The organism is Candidatus Eremiobacteraceae bacterium, from assembly GCA_035710745.1.
Classification (GTDB): Bacteria; Vulcanimicrobiota; Vulcanimicrobiia; order Eremiobacterales; family Eremiobacteraceae; genus JANWLL01.
The window spans coordinates 97,230-119,722 of sequence record DASTCX010000006.1; the positions used below are offsets into that span (position 1 = coordinate 97,230).

Here is a 22,493-nt window from a genome sequence, read left to right on the forward strand (position 1 = left end):
GGCGTCGAAGCGCGGCGCATGATGCGCTTCATACTCTCGACGGCTGCGTCCGCGCTGGCCGTCTTTTTATTGACTTCGACAGCCGTGGCTGCGGAAGCGACGCCGGCACCGCACGCGAAAGCGACCGCGCCGCCACCTTTCGGGTCGCTGCAGTGGCGTTCGATCGGTCCCGCGATCTCCGGCGGACGCGCGACATCGGTCGCCGGCACCGACGACGATCCGTTCCTCTATTTCGTCGGCACGGCCGGCGGCGGCGTCTACCGGACGAAAGACGGCGGCGCTCACTGGGATGACGTGTGGGGCGACGAGCCCGTCGGGCCGATCGGCGCCGTTTCGATAGCGCCGCACCATCGCGATGTCATCTGGGTGGGCACCGGAGAGTCGAACCCGCGCAACGACGTGTCGTACGGCGACGGCGTCTACGTGTCGACCGACGGCGGCGACTCGTGGATGCACCGCGGCCTCGAGCACAGCGCGGCGATCGCCCGCATCCTCGTCGATCCGCACGATCCGAACGTCGCGCTCGTCGCCGCTCAGGGCGACCCGTTCGCCAACGATTCCGAGCGAGGCGTCTACCGGACGACCGACGGCGGCAAGACCTGGACGAAGACGCTCTACGTCGGGCCGCGCAGCGGCGCATCGGAGCTCGCATGGAACGCGGATCGGCCGGCCGTCGTCTTCGCCGGCATCTGGGAGTACCGGCGAACGGGTTGGAGCGGTGACAGCGGCGGAGCGCAGGACGGACTCTACCGCTCGACCGACGGCGGCAAGACGTGGGCGAAGCTGAGCGGGCACGGTCTGCCGAGCGGCTCGCTCGGCAAGGTCGGCGTCGCGGTCGCGGCGAGCGACCCGAATCGTGTCTATGCGATAATCGAGAGCCGCGAGGGCCTGCTCTGGCGCTCGGACGACGGCGGCGACACGTGGCACTACGTCACCTCGAACACGCTGCTCGATCAGCGCCCGTTCTACTATTCGCATCTGTACGTCGACCCGACCGATCCGAACCACTTGCTCGCCGTCTCGGTGAATCTCGCGGAAAGCCGCGACGGCGGGAAGACGTGGAAGAACAACGCGCACGCGATCCACGGCGACCATCACGACATCTGGTGGGCCGCCGACGGCCGCCGCGTCATCAACGCGAACGACGGCGGCGCGGCGATCTCGATCGACGGCGGTTCGTCGTGGGAGTGGCGCGACAACTATGCGTCCGCGCAGACATATCGCGTCGGTTACGACAACCGCATCCCGTACGACGTCTGCGTCGGCCTGCAAGACAACGGCGGGTGGTGCGGGATGTCGACCTCGTCGACAGGCGCGATCGTCGACCGCGATTGGACAAACGTCGGCGGCGGCGACGCGACGTGGGTCGTGCCCGATCCTGCGGACGACCGGTACGTCTGGGTGGCGTCCGGCGGCGGCAACAACGGCGGCGAGCTAGGCATCTACGACCGCACCACAGCACAGTATCGCGACGTATCGCCGTACGATCGCGATACGAACGCGATCGGCACCGCCGGGCTTCCGTATCGCTTCAACTGGGAGTCACCGGTCGCGTTCTCGCCGTCCGATCCGCACGTCGCGTATTTCGGCGGCAACGTCGTGTGGCGCTCCACCGATCGCGGTGCGCACTGGACGCCGATCTCCCCCGATCTGACGCTCGATGACAAATCGCACGAGCAAGCGACGGGCGGCATCACGCACGACGTGACGGGTGCCGAGGTCTTCGACACGATACTCTATATCGCGCCGTCGAAGGTCGATCCACGCGTCATGTGGGTCGGTACCGACGACGGGCTCGTCCAGTTGACGCGCGACACCGGCAAGCATTGGTCGAACGTCACGATGCGCGGCGTCGGTCCCTACGGACGTGTCGCGACGATCGAGCCGTCATCGAAGAGCGCGGCGGCCGCGTACGCGATCGTCGATCGTCACTACGCCGGCGACCGCGCTCCCTACATCTTCGCGACGCAAGACTACGGCAAGACGTGGCGATCGGTCGTCGATGGGTTGCCGCCGGATCAGTTCGTCCGGACCGTGCGCGAGGATCCGCGCAACCCTGACGTTCTCTACGCGGGGCTCGAGCAGAGCGTCTGGGTCTCGCTCGACCGCGGACGAAAGTGGCAGCCGTTCCAGCTCGGCCTGCCCGCCACGTCCGTGCGCGACTTGCGGATCCAGCCGCGCGAGAACGATCTCATCGCGGCGACGCACGGCGCGGCAGTGTGGATACTCGATGATCTGACGCCGGTCGAACAGCTCGCGCGCGCGAAAAGCGCGGGGACGTACCTCTTTCCGCTGCGTAACGTCTACTGGATACTGACGGAAGCTCAGGGAAATCCGAACGGCGGTCCCAGCTCGTTCTCGGGCGATGCCGGCCCGGCCGGCGGCTTGCCGATCTCGTACTACATCCACTCAGGGACGAAAGGGCCCGCTTCGATCGACGTCATCGACGCGGCGGGTCGAGTCGTCCGCCGTTTCTCCGGAACGCATCAAGAGGGCGGCAAGAAAGTGCCGGACGTTCCGACCGACACCGGCATCAACCGGATCGTGTGGGATCTGACGTCGGATCCTCCGACGTCGTGGTTCGCGGCGCCGCGCTGGAACCGAGATGCGATCGGCTCGCCGCCCGTCGCGCCGGGTACGTACGACGTCGTCCTGCATGTCGGCGGTCACGCGTTCTCGCGGCCGGTCACCGTGCTCGAGGATCCGCGCGCGCCGTGGAGCGCGGCGGACGCGAAGGCTTCGCGCGAGACGCTCGTCGACATCGTCAGCCGGATGTCGGCGGTCGACGACATGCTCAACGCGCTCGACCGGCTGGACGGCGATCTCGCTGACCGCACGAAGCGGGCGGCATCGAACGCGCAGCTTCTTGCGATGCTGGCGACGACGCACCGGGATGCGTCCGGCGTACGCGCAGAGCTCACGTCGAGCCCGACGAACGATCAGGACGACGACTTTCTGCCGGACATGCTGCGCGAACGCCTTCAGGCGCTGTATTTCCAGCTGTCGGGGGAGCAGTACGCGCCGACAACCTCAGCGCTGCGGGAGCTCGACGCTCTCGGAGGCATGCAGGCGGATGCGTCATCGAGGTACCGCAAGCTCGTAGACGACGATGTCGCGGCGCTCAACTCGGCTCTGAAGACGGCGGGGTATCCGCCCGTTCGCTGACGCTATCACGCAGAACAGCGAAAGCCGAGAGGTCCGTCCAGCACTACGAATGTAGTCGTCGGCTTCACGTATCATCTTGGATGGAGATGCTTTGAGACACACAGCACTCGCCGTGGCGCTTGCGACGTTGTTGTCGGCGACCGCAGCAAACGCAGATCAAGCCGCCGGCGCTTCGGGCGATAAAACGCCGCCCGCTTCGCCGCCGCCGGCATCATCGGATGCGATCACCCATCATACGGTCGTCGTCGACGGCAAGACGCTGCCGTACAGCGCGACTGCGGGCACGATAACGCTCAAGGATTCCAAGGGCAACCCGACGGCGCGGATGTTCTACGTCGGCTATACGCTCGACGGCGTATCGGATAAAGCGACTCGGCCGGTCACATTCCTCTACAACGGCGGCCCCGGCTCCTCGACGATCTGGCTGCGCATGGGATCGTTCGGACCGAAGCGCGTCGTCGTCGGCGACGGCGAGCCGACGGCCGGTCCGCCGTTCCAACTCGTCGACAATCAGTACAGCCTGCTCGACAAGACCGATCTCGTCTTCGTCGACGCGGTCGGCACGGGATTTAGCCGTATCATCAAGGCCGATCCGAAAGACTTCTACGGCGTCGATCCGGACATCCGGGCGTTCGGTCAGTTCGTGCAGACGTACATCACGCAGAACGACCGTTGGAACTCGCCCAAGTTCCTCTTCGGAGAGAGCTACGGCACGCCGCGCACGTGCGGACTCGTCGATCTCCTTTGGAACGACGGCATCCAGGTGAACGGCATCATCTTGCTGTCGTCGGTCATCAACTTCGAAGAATTCGTCGGCGGCGACGGCAACGACGAGCAGTTCATCGAGTACCTGCCGACCGAAGCGGCGATCGCGTGGTATCACCACAAGGTGCCGAACCGGCCGAACGATATCGCGACGTTCCTCGGTCCCGTCAAACAGTTCGCCATGGGCGAGTACAAAGACGTGCTCTACGAGGGCGCGTGGGCCTCGAGCGCGGCACGCGAAGACGTAGTGCGCAAGCTGCACGCATATACGGGCTTGAGCGAGCAGTTCATCCGCGACGCGAACCTGCGCGTCCAGCCCGGCGAGTTCGAAAAGCAGCTGCTCCACACGAGCGGCAAAATAACGGGGCGTCTCGACGGGCGCTTCCTCGGCTACGACGAGACGCCGACGGGTGAGTTCCCGGACTACGATCCTGCGAACTCGTCGTTCTCGGGTGCATACGTCGCTGCGTTCAACGCATACGTGCGCGACGAGCTCGACTATCACACGGACCTCAATTATTTTCCGACGAACTACCCGGAGGTCGGCAACAACTGGGATATCGACCATAAGTTCAACGGCAACGACTTTCCGCTCGCGGATCTCATGCCGGACCTCGCCGACGCGATGTCGCAGAACCCACACCTCAAGGTGTTCTCGGCGAACGGTTACTACGACATGGCGACGCCGTTCTTCGGCACCGACTATCTGCTCGCGCACCTGCCGATCAACCCGACGCTGGAGAAGAACATCCGCTACGGCTACTACGAGTCCGGCCATATGGTGTATCTGCACGTGCCGGCGCTCGCCTCGTTCAAGAGCGACCTCGCGTCGTTCTACGACTGGGCCCGCTAACCGCGATTTCGGTAGTCCAAGACGAAAACGTAGCGGTCGAGCTTTAGTGTAGTGTCTACGGACCTTCGCTACACGTAAAATTAGGGTAAAGCGAGAGCCTTCCTGAAAGGTGTTTGTGCTTAGCAACCGCCTTCAGGAGGGCTCTTCATGTATTGTACCACGAACTCGACCCGCGGCGAACTGCGTCAAAAGATGATCGACCTGCACCGCGCCGGCATTACCGTCACGACGATCAGCGAGCGCCTGCGGGTCGCTCGCACGACGGTCTACCGCTGGCTCCAGCGGGAGAGCCGCGAAAGCCGATCGCCCATCCCGCGTTATCAGCCGCGCAAGACGCCGGCGATCGTCGAGGAGTTGGTCCGCCAGGTGCGCGAGGAGACCGGCGGCGGCCCGTGGCTCATTGGCATCCGGCTCACGATGCCGACATCGACCGTCTACAAGATCCTGTGCCGGCTTGGGATCAACCGGCTCGCCAAGCCGATGCCGCCCGCGGCACCCCACCGCTACGAGTACGCCCGTCCAGGCGAGCTCGTCCACGTCGACGTCAAGAAACTCGGCACAAAAGGCCTCGTTCCGCTGCCGCGCAGTATCCGGTCGCAGATCGGCCACCAGTGCTTGCACGTCATGCTCGACGATTGCTCGCGTTGGGTCTTCTGCGCGATCTATCCCGACGAGAGCGCCGCGTCATGCGCTGAGTTCCTCGAGCGTGGCATCGCGCAGTTCGCGTCGCTGGGCGCGACCGTCGAGCGCGTCCTCACCGACAACGGATCGGGATACACCAGCGAGCGTTGGCGCAACACGTGCGAGTTGCTCGGCGTGCGCCACGCGCGGACCCGACCGCACCATCCCCAAACCAACGGGAAGGTCGAGCGCTGGCACCGGACACTCATGCACGAGGCGATCAAGGATGCCCGGGTGCTGCCCAGCTTGCAGGCGCGCGAGACGATCATCTACAACTTCGCGAACTTCTACAACACCCAGCGACCGCACAAAGCGCTCAACGGGAAGGCACCCCTGCACAAGCTCGCGCAGGCTCGCAAAGTGTAGCGTAGCTGTGTAGACCCTACACTAAAGCTCGACCGACGCGGTTTCGCAGATTTCGGCTACGCCTTGAGTAGCTGGCTATAGACCTCGAGGTACAGCTTCGCGGATCGAGGCCAACTGAAGTCTTTCTGCATGCCGCGCAGCTGCATCGCGCGCCAGGCGTGCGGGTCGGCGAAAGTCGTGCGCGCGCGTTTGATCGCCTTCGCGAGCGCTGCCGGCGTCGCTTCGGCAAAAGAGAAGCCGGTGACGCCGTCATCGACCGTATCGGCAAGGCCGCCAACACGATGGACGATCGGCGGCGTGCCGTAGCGCAAACTGTACATCTGGTTGAGCCCGCACGGCTCGAAGCGCGACGGCATGACGAATGCGTCGGCTCCTGCCTCGATCCGATGCGAAAGGGGTTCGTCAAACCCCGTGCGGACGCCGACCTGTCCGGGATGGCGTCGTGCAGCATCGACCCACGCGCGTTCGAGTCCTCGATCACCGGATCCAAGCAGGACGATCTGCGTCCTCGCGTCTAGAACCGCCGGCAGTGCGCGCATCAGAAGATCGAGCCCCTTTTGCGTCGTCAGGCGCGAGACGCTGCCGATCACAAACGCGTCGGCTCGCTCCTCCAGTTTGAGCTCGCGCTGCAGCGCTGTCTTGCACACCCTCTTGCCGTCGAGCGACATCGAGTCGTAGCGCGCCGCGATGTGCGCGTCGGTTGTGGGATTCCAGCGCACGTAGTCGGCACCGTTGAGGATGCCGCTGAGATGTGCAGACCGTTCGGACAGTAGCCCGTCGAGGCCGGCGCCGAAATCGCGCGTCTGTATCTCACGCGCGTAGGTCGGGCTCACGGTCGTGATGCGATCGGCGTACGAGATGCCCGCCTTCATGAGCGAGACGTCGCCGTAGAACTCGACTCCATGGATCCCGAAGGCTTGGAGCGGCAAACCGAGTTCGGCGAACGCCGCGCGCGGCAGCAGCCCCAAGAAGGTCAGGTTATGGATGGTGAAGACAGTCGGCGGGCGGCCTTCTCTTCTGGTCGCGAGCAGGGCGACGGCAAGGCCCGTCTGCCAATCGTTCGCGTGGAGCAGCTGCGGCGACCAACCGATCGGACTCGAGGCGCTCGCCACGATCGATGCGACCTTCGAGAGCATCGCGAAGCGGATCGAATTGTCGGGCCAATCGGCGCCCGATCCGTCGACGTAGAGGCTGCCATCGCGATCGAAGAGCGCCGGGCTATCGACGAGAAGCACGGGGATGTCGGTGTCCGGCGTTCGCGCGGCGACGATGAAAACGCCGTCTGTGCCGGGCACTGCGACAGGCCGCGCGTGCTTCACGGCACGCTCGCGGACGCCGCGATACATCGGGAGCATGACGCGCACATCGGCGCCGAGTGCTCGTAGGGCGGCGGGCAGCGCGGCAGAGACGTCGCCAAGTCCACCGGTGTGCGCCAGCGGGTACATTTCGCTCGTCACGAAGAGGACGCGCGGCGTCGCCATCAGCTAGATGCTAGGCCGCGGCGGTCGAGATAAATCTCGACCGCTCCCAAAGTAGAATTGGTGAGGTCGCGGCGGTCGAGATAAATCTCGACCGCTCCCAAAGTGGAATTGGTGAAGTCGCGGCGGTCGAGCTAAAGCTCGGCCGCTACAATTCACGTGTGCGAATGCCGGAGTCATGTGAAGCGCTCGGGGATCAGGATGACGCCGGCGAGCGGCGGCGCGAGCACGTACATCGAGTGCGGGCGCCCGAGATGCGGCTCGTCGCTCGTCTCGACCGCGCCGCCGTTGCCGAGATTCGATCCGCCGTAGAGCGCGGAATCGCCATTGAATATCTCGAGATAGCGGCCGCCTTCGGGCACGCCGATATGGTACGCGTAGCGCGGCACCGGCGTGAAGTTCAAGATGACGACGACGAACTGGCCGCCGCCGTGCCGGATGAACGTCAGCACCGAGGCATCGGCGTCGTTGCAGTCGATCCAGTCGAAGCCCGAGTGCTCGAAGTCCCGGGCATACAACGCCGGCAGCGATGAATACAAGCTGTTGAGATCCTTGACAGCCGCGCGGATGCCGGCGTGCCACGGCACGTCGAGCAGCGACCACGCGAGCTCGCGCGTCGCTTTCCATTCCTCGCCCTGGCCGAACTCGCCGCCCATGAACAGCAGCTTCTTGCCCGGATGCGTCGCCTGGTAAGTCAGCAGTAAGCGAAGGTTGGCGAACTTGCGCCAAGGATCGCCGGGCATCTTATCGAGCAGCGAGTGCTTGCCGTGGACGACTTCGTCGTGCGACAGTGGAAGCACGAAGTTTTCCGTATATGCGTAGAGCTGGCTGAACGTGAGCATATCGTGATGGTAGCGCCGATGGATCGGGTCGTCTTCCATATATCGTAGCGTGTCGTTCATCCAGCCCATGTTCCACTTGAGCGAGAATCCGAGTCCGCCGAGATACGTCGGGCGCGACACCATCGGCCATGCCGTCGACTCCTCAGCGATCGTCAACGCGCCGGGATGCCGTTCGTGGACGAGCACGTTCAGCTCGCGCAGGAACTCGATCGCGTCAAGATTCTCTCGGCCACCGTGCCGGTTGGGCACCCACTCGCCTTCTTTGCGCGAGTAGTCGAGGTAGAGCATCGACGCGACGGCGTCGACGCGCAGTCCGTCGACATGGAATTCGTCGAGCCAGCACAGCGCGCTCGACAACAAGAAGCCGCGTACTTCATTACGCCCGTAGTTGAAGATGAGCGTGCCCCAATCGGGATGCGAGCCGAGCCGCGGATCCTCGTGCTCGAAGAGCGGCGTGCCGTCGTAGCGCGCGAGCGCCCAATCATCGCGCGGAAAATGCGCCGGCACCCAATCGACGATGACGCCGATCCCTTCGGCATGCATCCGATCGACGAACGCACGAAAATCATCGGGCGAGCCGAAACGACTCGTCGGGGCGAAATAGCCAGTCGTCTGATAACCCCACGATTCGTCCAACGGGTGCTCGCTGACCGGCATCAGCTCGACATGCGTGAAGCCAAGGTCGCGCGCATAGTTCGCGAGCACGCCGGCGGTCTCGCGATAGCCATAGTACGACCCGTCGCCGTGCCGCCGCCACGACCCGAGGTGGACCTCGTAGCACGAGATCGGTTTGTGCAGCCAGTCCCAATGGAGGCGCGACGTCATCCACGCGCCGTCCGTCCAGCGGTGCGTGCTCGGCGCGACGACGACCGACGCCGTTCCGGGCCGATGCTCGTACCCACGCGCGAACGGATCGGACTTGACGATGACGCCGCCGGTCTGCCGATTTCGAAACTCGAATTTGTACACGGCGCCCGCTGCGACGCCGGGGACGAACAACTCCCAGACACCTGACGAGCCCCGGCTGCGCATCGGATGGCGCCGCCCATCCCAGCCGTTGAAATCGCCGACGACGCTCGCGCGCTCCGCATTCGGCGCCCATGTCGTGAACGCGACGCCGTCCACGCCGTCGATCGTCGTCAGTTGCGCGCCGAAAACCCGATACGCCTCGAGCAGCTTGCCCTCGCCGAACAGATGAAGATCGAAATCGGAGATGATCGGTCCGAAGCAATACGGATCGAAGTCGTCGTGCCGGATGCCGTCGCGCTCCCAAAAGATGCGATACGGGCCGGGCAGCTGAGTCGGCGAATGCAGGGTGAACAGCGCGGTCGATCCGACGCGCTCCATCAGTTGCAAACCATCGGGCGTCTCGACGGATGCGCGCTGAGCCTCGGGCAGAAACGCGCGGATCTCCCAACCGCCGTTCTCCGCGTGTTGACCGAGGATCCCGAACGGGTCGTGACTGCGCGATTCGATGAGCGCGGTGACGCGCGCGTCTGCTAAGAGCTCCATGCTTTAAGAGGCGATTTCTCCGCGGCGTCACGCCCTACCCGCGAGGGCTGACCGCGGCGGTCCGGTCGAGCTAAAGCTCGACCGCTACAAGCTCGACCGCTACAGCCATGGAAGCTGACGAGAGGGCCGATTCTCCCGGGTCGTTGAAAGCACGGAAACGATGCTGTCGGCACCGGAACAATCCCGCTACGTCAGTCTGCTGACGAAGAGCACGCTGGCGCTCATCCTCGCCGGCGGCAGAGGCGCACGCCTGCGCCAGCTCACCGACTGGCGCGCCAAACCCGCCGTGCCCTTCGGCGGCAAGTTCCGCATCATCGACTTCCCGCTTTCGAATTGCATCAATTCGGGCATCCGCCGCATCGGCGTCGTCACGCAGTACAAGGCGCACAGCCTCATGCGCCACATCCAGCGCGGCTGGGGCTTTTTGCGCGGCGAGTTCAACGAGTTCGTCGAATTGCTCCCCGCGTCGCAGCGCGTCGAAGAAACCCTCTGGTATCAAGGTACGGCCGACTCGATCTACCAGAACCTCGACATCATCCGCGCACACTCGCCGGAACGGGTGCTCGTGCTCGCGGGCGATCAGGTCTACAAGATGGACTACGGCCAGATGCTCGCTCAGCATGCGGCGCAGGGTTCAGACGTGACCGTCGGCTGCATCGAGGTGCCGCTCGAGCGCGCGTCGGCGTTCGGCGTCATGGCAGTCGACCACGACGATCTCATCATCGCGTTCGCCGAGAAACCGGACGAGCCGACGCCGATCCCCGGCGACCCGACGCGTGCGCTCGCAAGCATGGGCATCTATGTCTTCGACACGGGCTTCCTCATCGATCAGCTCGTGCGCGACGCCGACGATCCTGCGTCGACGCACGACTTCGGCCGCGATATCATCCCGCACGTCGTCGCGAATCATCGCGCGCACGCACATCGGTTGTCTGCGAGCTGCATCCGCGATTCCGAAGACACGGAGCCGTACTGGCGCGACGTCGGAACGGTCGATGCCTATTGGGAGGCGAACCTCGAGCTGACAAAGGTGACGCCGGCGCTCAATCTCTACGATGCCGACTGGCCGATCTGGACGTACCAAGAACAAGTGCCGCCGGCGAAGTTCGTCTTCGACGACCCCGACCGGCGCGGCACGGCCGTCGACTCGCTCGTGTCTGGCGGCACGATCGTTTCCGGCGCGACTGTCGAACGCTCGATGCTGTTCACGAACATATTCGTCCACTCGTACTCGTCGATCCAAGATTCGGTCATCCTGCCCGACGTCTCGGTCGGACGGCGCTGCCGTTTAAAACGCGCCGTCATCGACAAGGGCTGCATGCTTCCCGAAGACCTCGTCGTCGGCGAGGACCCCGACGCGGACGCGAAGCGTTTCCACCGCACTGAAGGCGGTGTCACCCTCATCACGCCGGAGATGCTCGGCCAGCCGCTCCACTTCGGCCGCTCGTGAGCGGCGCGTGAGCGAGGCGAGACCGCTCGACGTCGTCCTCTGCTGGCACATGCACCAGCCGCAGTATCGCCGCGCGTCGAGCCGCGAGTTCCAACTGCCGTGGACGTATCTCCACGCGATCAAAGACTACGCCGACATGGCGTGGCACCTCGAGCAGAACCGAGACGCGCGAGCCGTCGTCAATCTCACGCCCATTCTCCTCGATCAGATCGACGACTACGCCGGCCAATTCGCGCGGCGTGCGTTTCGCGATCCGCTCTTGCGCGCGCTCGCCGATCCGGAAAGCGTGCCGTCGGGCGATTTGGCCGGTCTCATCGAGGCGTGCTTTCGCGCGAACGCCGAGCGGATGATCCGAAGGCATGCACCGTATCAGCGGCTGCGCGACGCATACGACTCGGCGCTCACGGGCGGCTTTCACGGCTATCTGTCGACGCGCTTCCTGACGGACGTCTGCGTCTGGTACCATCTGGCGTGGCTCGGCGAGTCGATAGCCCGAGAGGATGCGCGCGCGATACGCCTTCGAGAGAAGGCGGCCGACTTCGATGAGACCGATCGAACCGAACTCATCGATCTCATGGGCGAGATCGTGCGAGGCATCGTCGCCAGATACAAAGCGCTCGCCTCCAACGGCCGCGTCGAGCTCTCGACGTCGCCCTACACGCATCCGATACTGCCGCTCCTCATCGACTTCATCGTCGCTCGCGAAAGCCAGCCGGACGCGCCCCTTCCGGAAGCGCCGTCCTATCCAGGCGGCGTCGCGCGGGCGCAAGCCCACGTGGAAGCCGCGATCGCGACCCACGGCGCCCGGTTCGCCAAACGGCCTGCGGGCTGCTGGCCGTCCGAAGGCGCCGTGTCGAAGGCTGCGCTCTCGCTGTTGGCTTCGAACGGATTTGCCTGGTGCGCGTCGTGCGAAACCGTCCTCGTGCGCTCGCTCGGCGCGGCCGCCGCGGACCTGCCGCCGCGCGAAGCATCCTTATACAAGCCGTATCTCGTCGCCGACGCGCGCGGCCGCGGTATCGCGATGTTCTTCCGCGACGTGCGCCTTTCCGATCTCATCGGTTTCCGCTATGCCGATTGGCACGCCGACGACGCGGTCGCGAATCTCGTCGGCGAGCTCGAGGGGATCGCGCGATCGACCGCCGAGCAAGAAGCGCCGATCGTCTCGATCATCCTCGACGGCGAAAACGCGTGGGAGCACTACCCGGAGAACGGGTTTTATTTCTTATCCGGCCTCTATCGCGCGCTGAGCTCGCATGCGTCGCTGCGCCTGACGACCTTCAGCGAGCATCTCATGCGGAACCCGCCGACTTCAAAGCTCGACACGCTAGTCGCGGGCAGCTGGGTGTACGGCACGCTCTCGACGTGGATCGGCGAGGATGCGAAGAACCGCGCTTGGGATCTGCTCGTCGCCGCGAAGACCGATTTCGACCGAGCGGTCGCCGCGGGCTCGCTCGGCGGCGAACGCCTCGTTCTCGCCGAAGCCCAGTTGAAGGTCTGTGAAGGCTCCGACTGGTTCTGGTGGTTTGGCGATGAAAATCCTGCGCAGACCGTGAGCGACTACGATCGGCTGTTCCGCGATCATATCGCCGATCTCTATAAGCTCATGGGTGTGGAAGCGCCGGCGACCGTTGGCGCGGTGATCGGCGTCGGCGCGGGATCGCCCGAGCACGGCGGCTCGATGCGCGCGAATCCGCCGACGGCGACGGACGGCATCCGTCCGTGAGCGAAACCGTCAAGCTGCTGTTCGGCGTCCACGCGCATCAGCCCGCGGGCAACTTCCCGAAAGTCGTGCGCGACGCGTGCGACCGCTGCTACAGCCCGTTCTTCGAGGTGCTCGAACGACACCCGGAGTTCAAGTTCGCGATGCACGTGAGCGGCTGGCTGCTCGACTTCCTGACGCGTGAGTTCCCCGACGATGTCAGGCGCCTTCGGACGATGATCGCGCGCGGTCAGCTCGAGGTCTTCGGCGGCGGCGATACCGAGCCGATCCTCGCATCGCTTTCGGAAACGGATCGCCGCGGGCAGATCGGCGCGATGAACGAACGCGTGAAGCGCACGTTCGACGTACGGCCGCGAGGCGCATGGCTCGCCGAGCGAGTGTGGGAAGCGACCGTCGTACCGTCGCTCGTCAACCGCGGCATCCGCTATGTCGCCGTCGACGACTTCCATTTCTTGTGCGCGGGCCAAGAACCTCAATCGCTTCATGGCTACTTCTCGACCGAAGAAGGCGGCAAGCGGCTCGATCTGTTCCCGATCTCGGAGACGTTGCGCTACCGGATCCCATTCGCGCCGGTGAGCGACACCATCGCGTACATCGAAAGCCTTCCGGCGACCGGCGCCGCGATCTATTTCGACGACATCGAGAAGTTCGGCATCTGGCCCGAGACGCACGAGTGGGTGTACGGGCGTCGATGGCTCGAGGAGTTCATCGCCTCGGTCGTGCGCTCGCCGAAGATCGAGACGATGCGTTACGCCGAGTTCCATAAAGCCTATACCAACCGCGGCGTCGTTTATCTGCCGACGGTCTCGTACGCCGAGATGGGTGCCTGGACGTTGCCGCCGCGTGGTGCACAACGGTTCTCGCAGCTCGTCGAACGCGCCAAGAACGAGGGGACGATCGATGCGGACAAGCCGCTGATCCGCGGCGGCCACTGGCGCAACTTCTTCAGCCGATATCCCGAATCCAATTGGATGCACAAGCGCGTCGCGCAGGCATCGCGCCGCTTTCACGCGCTGCCGGCGTCGAAAAAGCGCGACACGATGCTCCACGACCTGCACCTCGCGCAGGCGAACGATGCCTACTGGCACGGTTTGTTCGGCGGTATCTACCTGCCGCATCTGCGGCGTCAGGTCTACTCGTCGCTCGCGCGGCTCGAAGCGAAACTCGACCGCGTCGCTCCCCGGGCGCCGGTCGAGGTGGCCGATATCGATCTCGACGGCCGCGACGAGGTCGTTCTCGCGAACCGCTCGATGATCGCGATCGTCCGCCCGCACGTCGACGGTTGCGTCTGCGAGCTCACCCACTACAAGCTCGCCCACAACTTCGCCGACGCGTTCGCGCGGCGCGCCGAACTCTACCACGACCGCATGCGGTCCGGCGAGGTCCACGGCTCCTCGGGCGGACCGGCGTCGATCCACGACCGGGTCGCCTTTCGGATGCAGATAGGCGAAGATGAGCTCGCGATCGACGCGGAGCCCCGCGCGATGTTCGTCGACCACTGGTCGCCGGCCGAGGGCGCCGGCGCGCGCGCGGCGTATGGACAACTCGGATCGCGAGCTTCTCGGCTCGTGATGGCCGGTTTGGCGGGCACGTTGGCCGTCGACAAGCATGTCGAACTCGACGGCGACGACATGCTCGTCGGCTACACGCTAGCGGCGGGGGATTCCGGCACGTCGCGCAACGGCACGTGGACGGTTTCGCTCGACGTCGCGATGCCGAGTTGCGATGGGCCCGGGGGGACGTACGTCGTGGACGGTATCAAGAGCGGAGGGTTTGACGGTGTCGTCGAGCGCGATGACGTCAAAGCCGTCGAGCTGCGCGATTCCGAACTCGGGGGAGCGCTCGAAGTCGAAGTCTCGCCCGCCGCGCGGATCGACGCGCGGCCGTTATACACAGCGTCGCAATCGGAAGCGGGTTTCGAGAGGATCATGCAGACCGCGACGATCCGCATTTCGTGGCCGGTTTCGATACCCGAAGGTGAAAGCGTGACGCTCGGCGTCAGGTTGGGGGTGAAGAAATGGTAGCTCGAGTCTTGCGATCGCTTCCGTATCTTTGTCTCGCGGCGTTCGCGCTCGTCGCGCCGGCGGCTGCGTCGCCGATGGCGGTCCCGCCCCATTATTCGTTCGTCCACCATCAGGTGTCGACGACGAACGCGAACGCACAGTCGGCGTTCGATGAAGGGCTGACGCTGCTCTACAGTTTCAACCGCCTAGCTGCGCGCGATGCGTTCATGCGTGCGGCGAACGCCGATTCAAATCTCGCGATGGCGTATTGGGGGATCGCCGAGTCGTACGGTCCGAACGTCAACGTGCCGATCGACGAAGCGGGCGAGAAGGCGGCGTCGGACGCGATCGCGCACGCGAAATCCTTGCTCGCCGGAGCGTCCGAAGAAGAAGCGGCGTACGTAGCCGCGCTCTCGGTCCGCTACACGACCTCGCCGCGCCCGAACTACAACGCGCTCGCCCGGGCGTACGAGCACGCGATGTCCGATCTCTCGCATAAGTATCCCGACGATCTCGACGCTGCGACGCTCTTCGCCGAGAGCGAGATGGATCTCCACGCATGGGCGTGGTTCGCCACGTCCGGCCAGCCCGCCGACGGCACGAACGAGATCATCGCGACCCTCGAAAGCGTGCTCGCTCGCGATCCGATGCACATCGGGGCGAACCACTACTACATCCACGCGACCGAGGAGTCGAAGACGCCCGATCGCGCACTGCTATCCGCGCAACGCCTCGGCACGTTCACCTTCGAGCCCGCGGCCGCGCATCTCGTCCACATGCCCGCGCACACGTTCATGCGCACCGGCTACTACGATCAAGCCGCGGCCGTCAACGTGCGCGCGACGGAGCACGACCGGATGTATCTGGCCACCGAGATGGACCCCGAAGCGTCCGGTTACTACGGCCACAACCTATACTTCCTGGCGAGCGCGTACGAAATGGAAGGCGATTTCGCGGGCGCAAGAGCAGCAGCGGCTCAGGCCGACGGTAAGGACGCCGGCAGCATCACGCTCTACGCGCTATGCCGTTTCTCGCGTTGGCACGACATCCTGAACTTGCCGGCTTCGAAGGGTACGCCGCCGTCCTACGACCCGCTGCGCACGCCGCTGTGGCACTTCGCTCGCGGCATGGCGTACGCCGGCACCGGCGACAACGCGGCCGCGCAGAAGGAGCTGCAAACGCTCGGCGATCTCAACCGGTCGATGAACGTCGCTCCGGTCACCGGTTTCAACAACGGCTCGAAGCAGATACTCGGAATGGCGCTCGATGTGCTCGGTGCGAAGATCGACCGGGCAGCAGGCCGGAATACGGACGCGGCAGCGCTGCTCGTCCGCGCGGTTCGCATCCAAGACGGACTGCTTTACATCGAACCGCCGGATTGGTACTTCCCGGTACGCGAGTCGCTCGGCGCGGCGCTCTTGAAGGCGGGCGATGCGAACGGCGCCGAGCGGACGTTCCGCGACGACCTCGTGCGCAACCCGCGCAATCCGCGCTCGCTATTCGGACTGGAGAAGGCCTTGGAGGCCGAGGGCGACACGACCGATGCGGCGTGGGTGCAGCGCGAGTTCGCGGCGGCGTGGCGCAACGCCGACACGCAGCTCTCGATCGACGATCTCTGAGCGTGAGCCCCGCTCCCGACTTCACCTTCGTCACGTACGACGGTCTGCCCGACCTCGATCCCGATGACCGGCTTGCGGTCGATGCGCTGGCAAAACGCGGCCTTCGGGCGCAGCCGGCCGTGTGGAACGACCCATCGGTCGATTGGGCTCGGGCCGGAACCTGCATCATACGGTCGACCTGGGACTATCATCTCGACTATGGCGGGTTTCTCGCATGGACCGACAGGGTCGCGGCCGTCGCGCCGCTATGGAATCCGCCGGACATCGTCCGCTGGAATTCGAACAAGCGCTATCTCGAAGAGATCGAGCGCCGTGGAGCGCCGATCGTCCCCACGGCCTGGCTTCGTTCCGGCGAGCCCGTCGATATCGCAGCCTTCTTGGGCGACCGCGGCTGGGGACGCGCGGTCATCAAACCGGTCGTCGGTCTGGCGACGCGCAACGTGCTGATGGTCGAGCCTTCCCCCGATGGCCTGGCGCGCGCGCAAGCGCACGCCGAGATGCTGCTCGCCGAGCAAGACGTCATGGTCCAGCCGTTTTTGGAGTCGGTCGAGCGCTACGGCGAGCGGGCGCTCGTGTTCATCGACGGTGAGTACTCGCACGCCGCGCGGAAGATCGCCTTTCAGCCGCTGGCAGTTGCGGGCGAAGCGGGTGAGACGCCGGTCGTCGCCGAGCCGGATGAGATCGCGGTCGCGAAAAAAGTCGCTGGGATGGTGGAAGGCGCGCTCTACGGCCGCGTCGACCTCGTTCGCGATGCCGAGGGAAAACCGATCGTCATCGAGTTGGAGCTCGTCGAGCCGTCTCTATTCTTGAGCCTCCATCCACCGGCTGCTGAGCGCTTCGCATCGGCCCTGGCGAAGGTCTTAACGCGCTGAACTTCGGCCTCATATGGCACCAAGGTCCGTGTCGAGAATCGAAAAGCTCGACTCAACTCGAATGGGCTGATATACTTCCAGAACGAGGTTTTTTATGTCTCATCCTCTCGGCAATCATATCATAAAGCGTGTAGTAGTTCTGGTGTCGCTGATCGCCGCCGGGTTTTTGACCGCCTGCTCCAGCTCTTCGACGTCTGCTGTCGTGCAAGCCCTTACGCACGGGCACAACGCGCGTATCTCGCGCGTCGGCAGTTCGCCCACGGCAACGTACACTATCATTTACACATTCAAAGGCGGAGCGGATGGCGTGGCTCCTATGGCGCAGCTCCTCGACATCAACGGCACGCTGTTCGGAACCACCTCTGGCGGCGGCAGCAACTTCGATGGCACGGTCTACAGCATCACCACAGGCGGGGCGGAGAAAGTCCTCTACACATTCGGCTCGAAAGCGAACGACGGCGAGCTCCCGCTCGGAGGTTTGATCGACGTCAACGGAGCGCTCTTCGGGGTGACGGACGAATCGACGAACGCAACGACCGATTGCGGTGCGATCTACAAAGTGACGGCGGCCGGCGTCGAATCGGTCAAGTACCTCTTCAAGAACCATCCTGACGGTTGCGGGCCGATGGGCCAACTCGTCAAGCTCAATACCGAGATGTACGGCACGACGTCGGCCGGCGGGGACAGCCGTGGCGACGGCGTCATCTACCAAGCGACGACGGGAGGGACCGAAAAAGTAGACTACACGTTCACCGGCCAGCCCGACGGATCGCAGCCAGAGGCTGGACTGACCAACGCGTCGGGTACGATGTACGGCACCACCTCGAGTGGCGGCACGAACAACGCGGGAACGATCTTCAGTTTCAGCCCGGCGGGCGGGGAGCACATCGTCCATAGTTTTGGCAGCACGTCGGACGGGGCGCTGCCGTTCGGCGGCCTCCTCGACGTCAACGGCACGCTCTATGGAACGACCGAGCGCGGCGGAACGCACACCGTGGGAACGGTGTTCAGCTTCACGCCGTCCACCGGCACCGAAAAGGTCGTCTACAATTTCGGCAAGAGTTCGACGGACGCTGCGACGCCGTCCGGTGATCTCGTCGTCCTCAACGGCGTTCTGTATGGAACGACGCGGTTCGGCGGCGCGAGCAGCGACGGCACTATCTACAGCGTCACAAAGGCGGGCAGAGAAGCCGTCCTGCATTCGTTCCCGTCGATGCCGGGCGACGGAGGCGATCCGGTCGCCGGTCTCGTCAATGTCGGTGGGACGTTGGTCGGCACCACATCAGTCGGCGGCTCGGCCAGCCGCGGTATGGCGTACACGCTAGTCCCTTAGGCGAAGGCCGCGGCGGTCGAGATAAATCTCGACCGCTCCCCTTCTCTACCATTCGATGTCATAGATACAGCATGAGGCCGGTTTCGAACGGGTGGGTCAGCGCCTCGTGATATGGATACGCGCGGATCTCGTAGGTCAGCAAGCCGCAATACTTCGGCCGAAGATCGAGCCGATAGCGTTGCTCGCCGTTCTCCGGCGCGCCATGCGGTGTGAAGCGCAAGACCTCACGATCGCCGATCGCGAGCGGCGCGTTCGGCAAGCTTGCCAAGCACTCGATGCGGACGTCGGATGCTTCAAGCTCGTTGAGCGCGACGGCCACCTCGAGCATGACCGCCGACCCGAACGATTCGGACTCGCCCGCCTCGTCCGTCCGCCGCACGCGCACCCCCGACCACGCATCGCGGACGCGCTGCTTCCATATCGCGAGATCTGAAGCGGCGGCGAAACCGCCCGCGGCGAGCCGTACGGCTTGACGCGACGCCGGCTCGTACAAGCGCGACAGATAGTGCTCCATCATGCGTCCGGCCGAGAAGCGCGGCAATAGCGTCTGCATCGATCGCTTCGAACGCAGCACCCAATCGTTCGAATACTCGTGGACGTCGCGATGGTAGTAGAGCGGGATGACTTCGTCGCCGAGAATGTCGTAGAGACTACCCGCCTCCTCGGCGTTGCGTCGCTCTTGGTCCGGCACCGCGGCGAACGGTTTGATCGCCCAACCGTTGGTGCCGTCGAAACCCTCACCCCACCAGCCGTCGAGCACGCTCAAGTTGAGGACGCCGTTCATCCCCGCTTTTTGGCCGGATGTGCCGCTCGCTTCGAGCGGATATTCCGGCGTGTTGAGCCAGACGTCGACGCCGCTCGTGAGCCGGCGCGCGAGCGCAAGATCGTAGCCTTCGATGAGCAGCACGCGCCCCTGGAACTCCGGCATCTTCGAGTACGCGTGAATAGCGCGCATGAGATCCTGTGCCGGTTGATCGGCCGGATGCGCCTTGCCCGCGAAGACGAAGACGATCGGGCGCGAGTCGTCGGAGACGATCGCGCGAAGCCGCTCGAGATCGTGGAACAACAGCGTCGCGCGCTTGTACGTCGCGAACCTGCGCGCGAACCCAACGGTGAGGATGTTCGGATCGCGAGGATCGAGGAAGCGCGCCATGCGCGCGATCTCGCCGCCGCTGGATCCGTTGCGCTCCCACTGATGCGTGAGCCGCGTGCGGATCGTCTCGAGCATGCGGCTCTTGAGTGTCTGCCGCACGCTCCAGAAGAGATGCTCGGGTATCGAGTCGACGCGTCCCCAGAAGTCCTCGGCGGTGAGATGTGAGCGCCACTCGCCGCCGAAGACCGCGTCGAAGACGTCGACCCACTCGCGCGCGAGAAACGTCGCGACGTGAACGCCGTTCGTCACGTACGAGATCGGATTCTCTTCGGGCGGGATCTGCGGCCACATCGACGCGAGAAGCCTCGACGACACGCCTTGATGGATGCGGCTCACGGCGTTGTGCAGCCGCGATCCGCGCACGGCGAGCGCCGTCAGGTTGAAGCCGTCGCCGTTGTCGGGCTTGTCGCCGAGCGCCATGAACGAGTCGAGCGTCAGGCCCATCTGCTCGTACGACTTCGCGAAGAAACGCTCGATCATGTCGCTCGAGAACACGTCGTGGCCGGCCCGAACGGCCGTATGCGTCGTGAAGACGGTCGCGCCGGCGCACGCTTCGAGCGCCGCCGGAAATTCGACGCCGGCCTGCGTCATCTCGCGGCAGCGTTCGATGATCGAGAACGCCGCATGCCCTTCGTTGACGTGCCACACCGTCGGCGACACGCCGACCGCGCGCAACGCTCGGACGCCGCCGACGCCGAGGACGATCTCCTGTTTGATGCGATTTGTCTGATCGCCGCCGTAGAGCTGGTAGGTGATCGCGCGATCGTCGGCCTCGTTCTCGGGAAGATCGCTGTCGAGGAAATAGAGCTTGATGCGGCCGGCTTGCGCTTCCCAGATGCGAAGCGCGACATCGCGTCCGTCTATCTCGAGCCGGACGCGCAGTTCGCCGCCGCCTGGCGAGAGCGCCGGCGAGAAAGGCAGATCGCGGAAGTCGGTCTGCTTGTAGGTCGCGATCTGATTGCCCTCGGCGTCGATCGTCTGCTCGAAGTAGCCCTGCCGATAGAGCAAACCGACGCCGACGAAGTCGAGGCCGAGATCGCTCGCCGCCTTGCAGTGATCGCCGGCGAGGATGCCGAGGCCGCCGGAATAGATCTGGATGCTCTCGTGAAAGCCGAACTCGGCCGAGAAGTAGGCGATGAGCGTGCCTTTGGTGAGCTCGGTCGCCGTGCGGCGCGATTGGCTTTGATACGTGTCGTAGCGCGACAGCGTGCGATCGTAGGCGTCGAGATAGACGGGATCCTCGGCGGCGTGCGCGAGCTTGCGCTGATCGACGCGCCGCAAAAAGACCTTCGGGTTGTGGCCGCATGCATCCCAAAGGCTGCGGTCCAACCGCGAGAAGAGCGTTCGCGTGTTGCGATCCCAGCTGTAGCGCAGGTCGCATGACAACTCCGCCAGCCGTTCTAACCTCGCGGGAATGGCAGGGCGGATCTCGATCGTAAAGCGCTGCATCGCGTTAGCATTTGTGCCCGCCCGACGGTCGTACCTTGCGATTGCGACCACGTTTGGCCCGTTCCGGTAGGCTGCGGCGCGCGCTCGGTATAACACTTGCGGCCATGCGCGGGATGATACTCGCCGGCGGCAAGTCCACCAGGCTGTACCCATTGACGCTCGACTTGCCGAAGCCGCTCGTGCCGGTCTTAGACCGGCCGGTCGTCGATCACATCATCGACTACCTCGCGAGCCATGGCGTCGACGACGTCGTCATCAACGTCCACTATTTCGCGGAGCAGATCGAGGCGTACATCGGCGACGGATCGCGCTGGGGCGTCGCGATGACGTATCTGCGCGAAAAGGAGCTCATGGGCAGCGCCGGCGCCGTGAAGCAAGTCGCATCGCGATTCGGCGAGACGTTTTTGGTCATCGGATGCGACGACGTCACCGACGTCGACCTGAGCGAAGCCGTCCGCTTTCACCGCGAGCGCGGTGCGGAGGCGACGATCGTGCTGCACGAGGCGGACGAGGTCAGCCAATACGGCGTCGTCGTGACCGACGAATCCGGGCGCATCACCGGCTTTCAAGAAAAGCCGGCTCCGGGAACCGAACGCAGCAGGCTCGTCAACACCGGCATCTACATCTTCGAGCCGTCGGTCCTCGACCGCATACCGGCGAACACGTTCTTCGATTTCGGCAAACAGGTCTTCCCGGAGATGCTCGCCGCAGGCGCGCGCTTCTACGGCATGCGGACGTCGTCGTACTGGTGCGACATCGGCACGCCGGGCGAGTATCGCCGCTGTCACTTCGACGCCCTTGACGGTCGCGTCCGTCTGCGCCAGCGCGACGGCGCCGTCATCCGAGACGGCGTGCTGCTCGGTCCGGACGCACGCGTCGATAAAGCGGCGAACGTGATGCGCCCGGCGGCGATCGGGGCTCGGTCGCGCATCGAATCCGGTGCCGTCGTCGAGCGGTCGATCCTTTGGGATGACGTCGTGATCGAGGCCGGTGCGACCGTGCGCGACGCCGTGCTCGGCGAGGGCGTGCGCGTCGCGTCCGGCTCGACCGTCACGGGCGGCGAATACGGCAAAGCGACCTCAGTCGCGTAGCGCCCAATCGCGTATCGATTTTCGATCCTGGCGCGATTTGTAGCGGTCGAGCTTTAGCTCGACCGGAGGCGAGCTTGCAGTTGCAAGACCGCGGCGGTCGAGATGAATCTCGACCGCTCCCATCAGTAAGGCAAAGCCGCG

The 22,493-nt window shown here is 64.8% G+C and carries 13 protein-coding genes; 10 read left to right on the forward strand and 3 right to left on the reverse strand.

Annotation, left to right across the window (positions count from 1 at the left end; all coding sequences use genetic code 11):
- The first annotated feature begins 18 nt into the window (after positions 1 to 18).
- The 3 genes from VFO25_03045 (at position 19) to VFO25_03055 (ending at position 5,830) form a co-directional block, all read left to right on the forward strand.
- Positions 19 to 3,165 carry a hypothetical protein gene (locus VFO25_03045; protein HET9341880.1) on the forward strand — a complete coding sequence of 1,049 codons (3,147 nt, stop codon included), beginning with the start codon at positions 19 to 21 and terminating at the stop codon, positions 3,163 to 3,165.
- A 91-nt stretch (positions 3,166 to 3,256) separates the two neighbouring features.
- Positions 3,257 to 4,783 (forward strand): hypothetical protein, encoded by a 1,527-nt coding sequence (locus tag VFO25_03050; protein ID HET9341881.1) that lies wholly within the window; start codon positions 3,257 to 3,259, stop codon positions 4,781 to 4,783.
- A gap of 147 nt (positions 4,784 to 4,930) precedes the next feature.
- On the forward strand, positions 4,931 to 5,830 hold the full coding sequence (locus VFO25_03055; protein ID HET9341882.1) for an IS481 family transposase: 900 nt from the start codon (positions 4,931 to 4,933) through the stop codon (positions 5,828 to 5,830).
- Between the two features lie 56 nt (positions 5,831 to 5,886).
- On the opposite strand, the gene glgA is transcribed toward VFO25_03055, so the two are convergent.
- A complete protein-coding gene (gene glgA, locus VFO25_03060) occupies positions 5,887 to 7,311 on the reverse strand; it encodes a glycogen synthase GlgA (protein ID HET9341883.1) in 1,425 nt (474 codons plus the stop codon).
- Positions 7,312 to 7,484: 173 nt separating this feature from the next.
- On the reverse strand, positions 7,485 to 9,662 hold the full coding sequence (gene glgB, locus VFO25_03065) for a 1,4-alpha-glucan branching protein GlgB (protein HET9341884.1): 2,178 nt from the start codon (positions 9,660 to 9,662) through the stop codon (positions 7,485 to 7,487).
- A gap of 160 nt (positions 9,663 to 9,822) precedes the next feature.
- On the opposite strand from glgB, the gene glgC reads away from it, so the two are divergent.
- The 6 genes from glgC to VFO25_03095 all read left to right on the forward strand — a co-directional run bounded on the left by glgC (position 9,823) and on the right by VFO25_03095 (position 18,659).
- Positions 9,823 to 11,112, forward strand: coding sequence for a glucose-1-phosphate adenylyltransferase (gene glgC, locus VFO25_03070; GenBank protein ID HET9341885.1), 1,290 nt, complete (start codon positions 9,823 to 9,825; stop codon positions 11,110 to 11,112).
- Positions 11,113 to 11,119: 7 nt separating this feature from the next.
- Positions 11,120 to 12,835, forward strand: coding sequence for a glycoside hydrolase family 57 protein (locus tag VFO25_03075; GenBank protein HET9341886.1), 1,716 nt, complete (start codon positions 11,120 to 11,122; stop codon positions 12,833 to 12,835).
- A complete protein-coding gene (locus tag VFO25_03080) occupies positions 12,832 to 14,856 on the forward strand; it encodes an alpha-amylase/4-alpha-glucanotransferase domain-containing protein (protein ID HET9341887.1) in 2,025 nt (674 codons plus the stop codon). The genes VFO25_03075 and VFO25_03080 overlap by 4 nt, the downstream gene beginning before the upstream one ends.
- Positions 14,857 to 14,864: 8 nt before the next feature.
- Complete coding sequence (locus VFO25_03085) at positions 14,865 to 16,454, forward strand: hypothetical protein (protein HET9341888.1); 1,590 nt, start codon at positions 14,865 to 14,867, stop codon at positions 16,452 to 16,454.
- A gap of 2 nt (positions 16,455 to 16,456) precedes the next feature.
- On the forward strand, positions 16,457 to 17,326 hold the full coding sequence (locus VFO25_03090) for a hypothetical protein (GenBank protein HET9341889.1): 870 nt from the start codon (positions 16,457 to 16,459) through the stop codon (positions 17,324 to 17,326).
- Between the two features lie 316 nt (positions 17,327 to 17,642).
- Positions 17,643 to 18,659 (forward strand): choice-of-anchor tandem repeat GloVer-containing protein, encoded by a 1,017-nt coding sequence (locus VFO25_03095; protein ID HET9341890.1) that lies wholly within the window; start codon positions 17,643 to 17,645, stop codon positions 18,657 to 18,659.
- A 58-nt stretch (positions 18,660 to 18,717) separates the two neighbouring features.
- Here the strand turns inward: VFO25_03095 and glgP are convergent, their stop codons facing one another.
- Positions 18,718 to 21,261 (reverse strand): alpha-glucan family phosphorylase, encoded by a 2,544-nt coding sequence (gene glgP / locus VFO25_03100; GenBank protein ID HET9341891.1) that lies wholly within the window; start codon positions 21,259 to 21,261, stop codon positions 18,718 to 18,720.
- Positions 21,262 to 21,365: 104 nt separating this feature from the next.
- Between glgP and VFO25_03105 the strand changes: the two genes are divergently transcribed.
- Entirely contained in the window at positions 21,366 to 22,352 is a 987-nt protein-coding gene (locus tag VFO25_03105) for an NDP-sugar synthase (protein HET9341892.1), read from the forward strand.
- Positions 22,353 to 22,493: the final 141 nt, after the last annotated feature.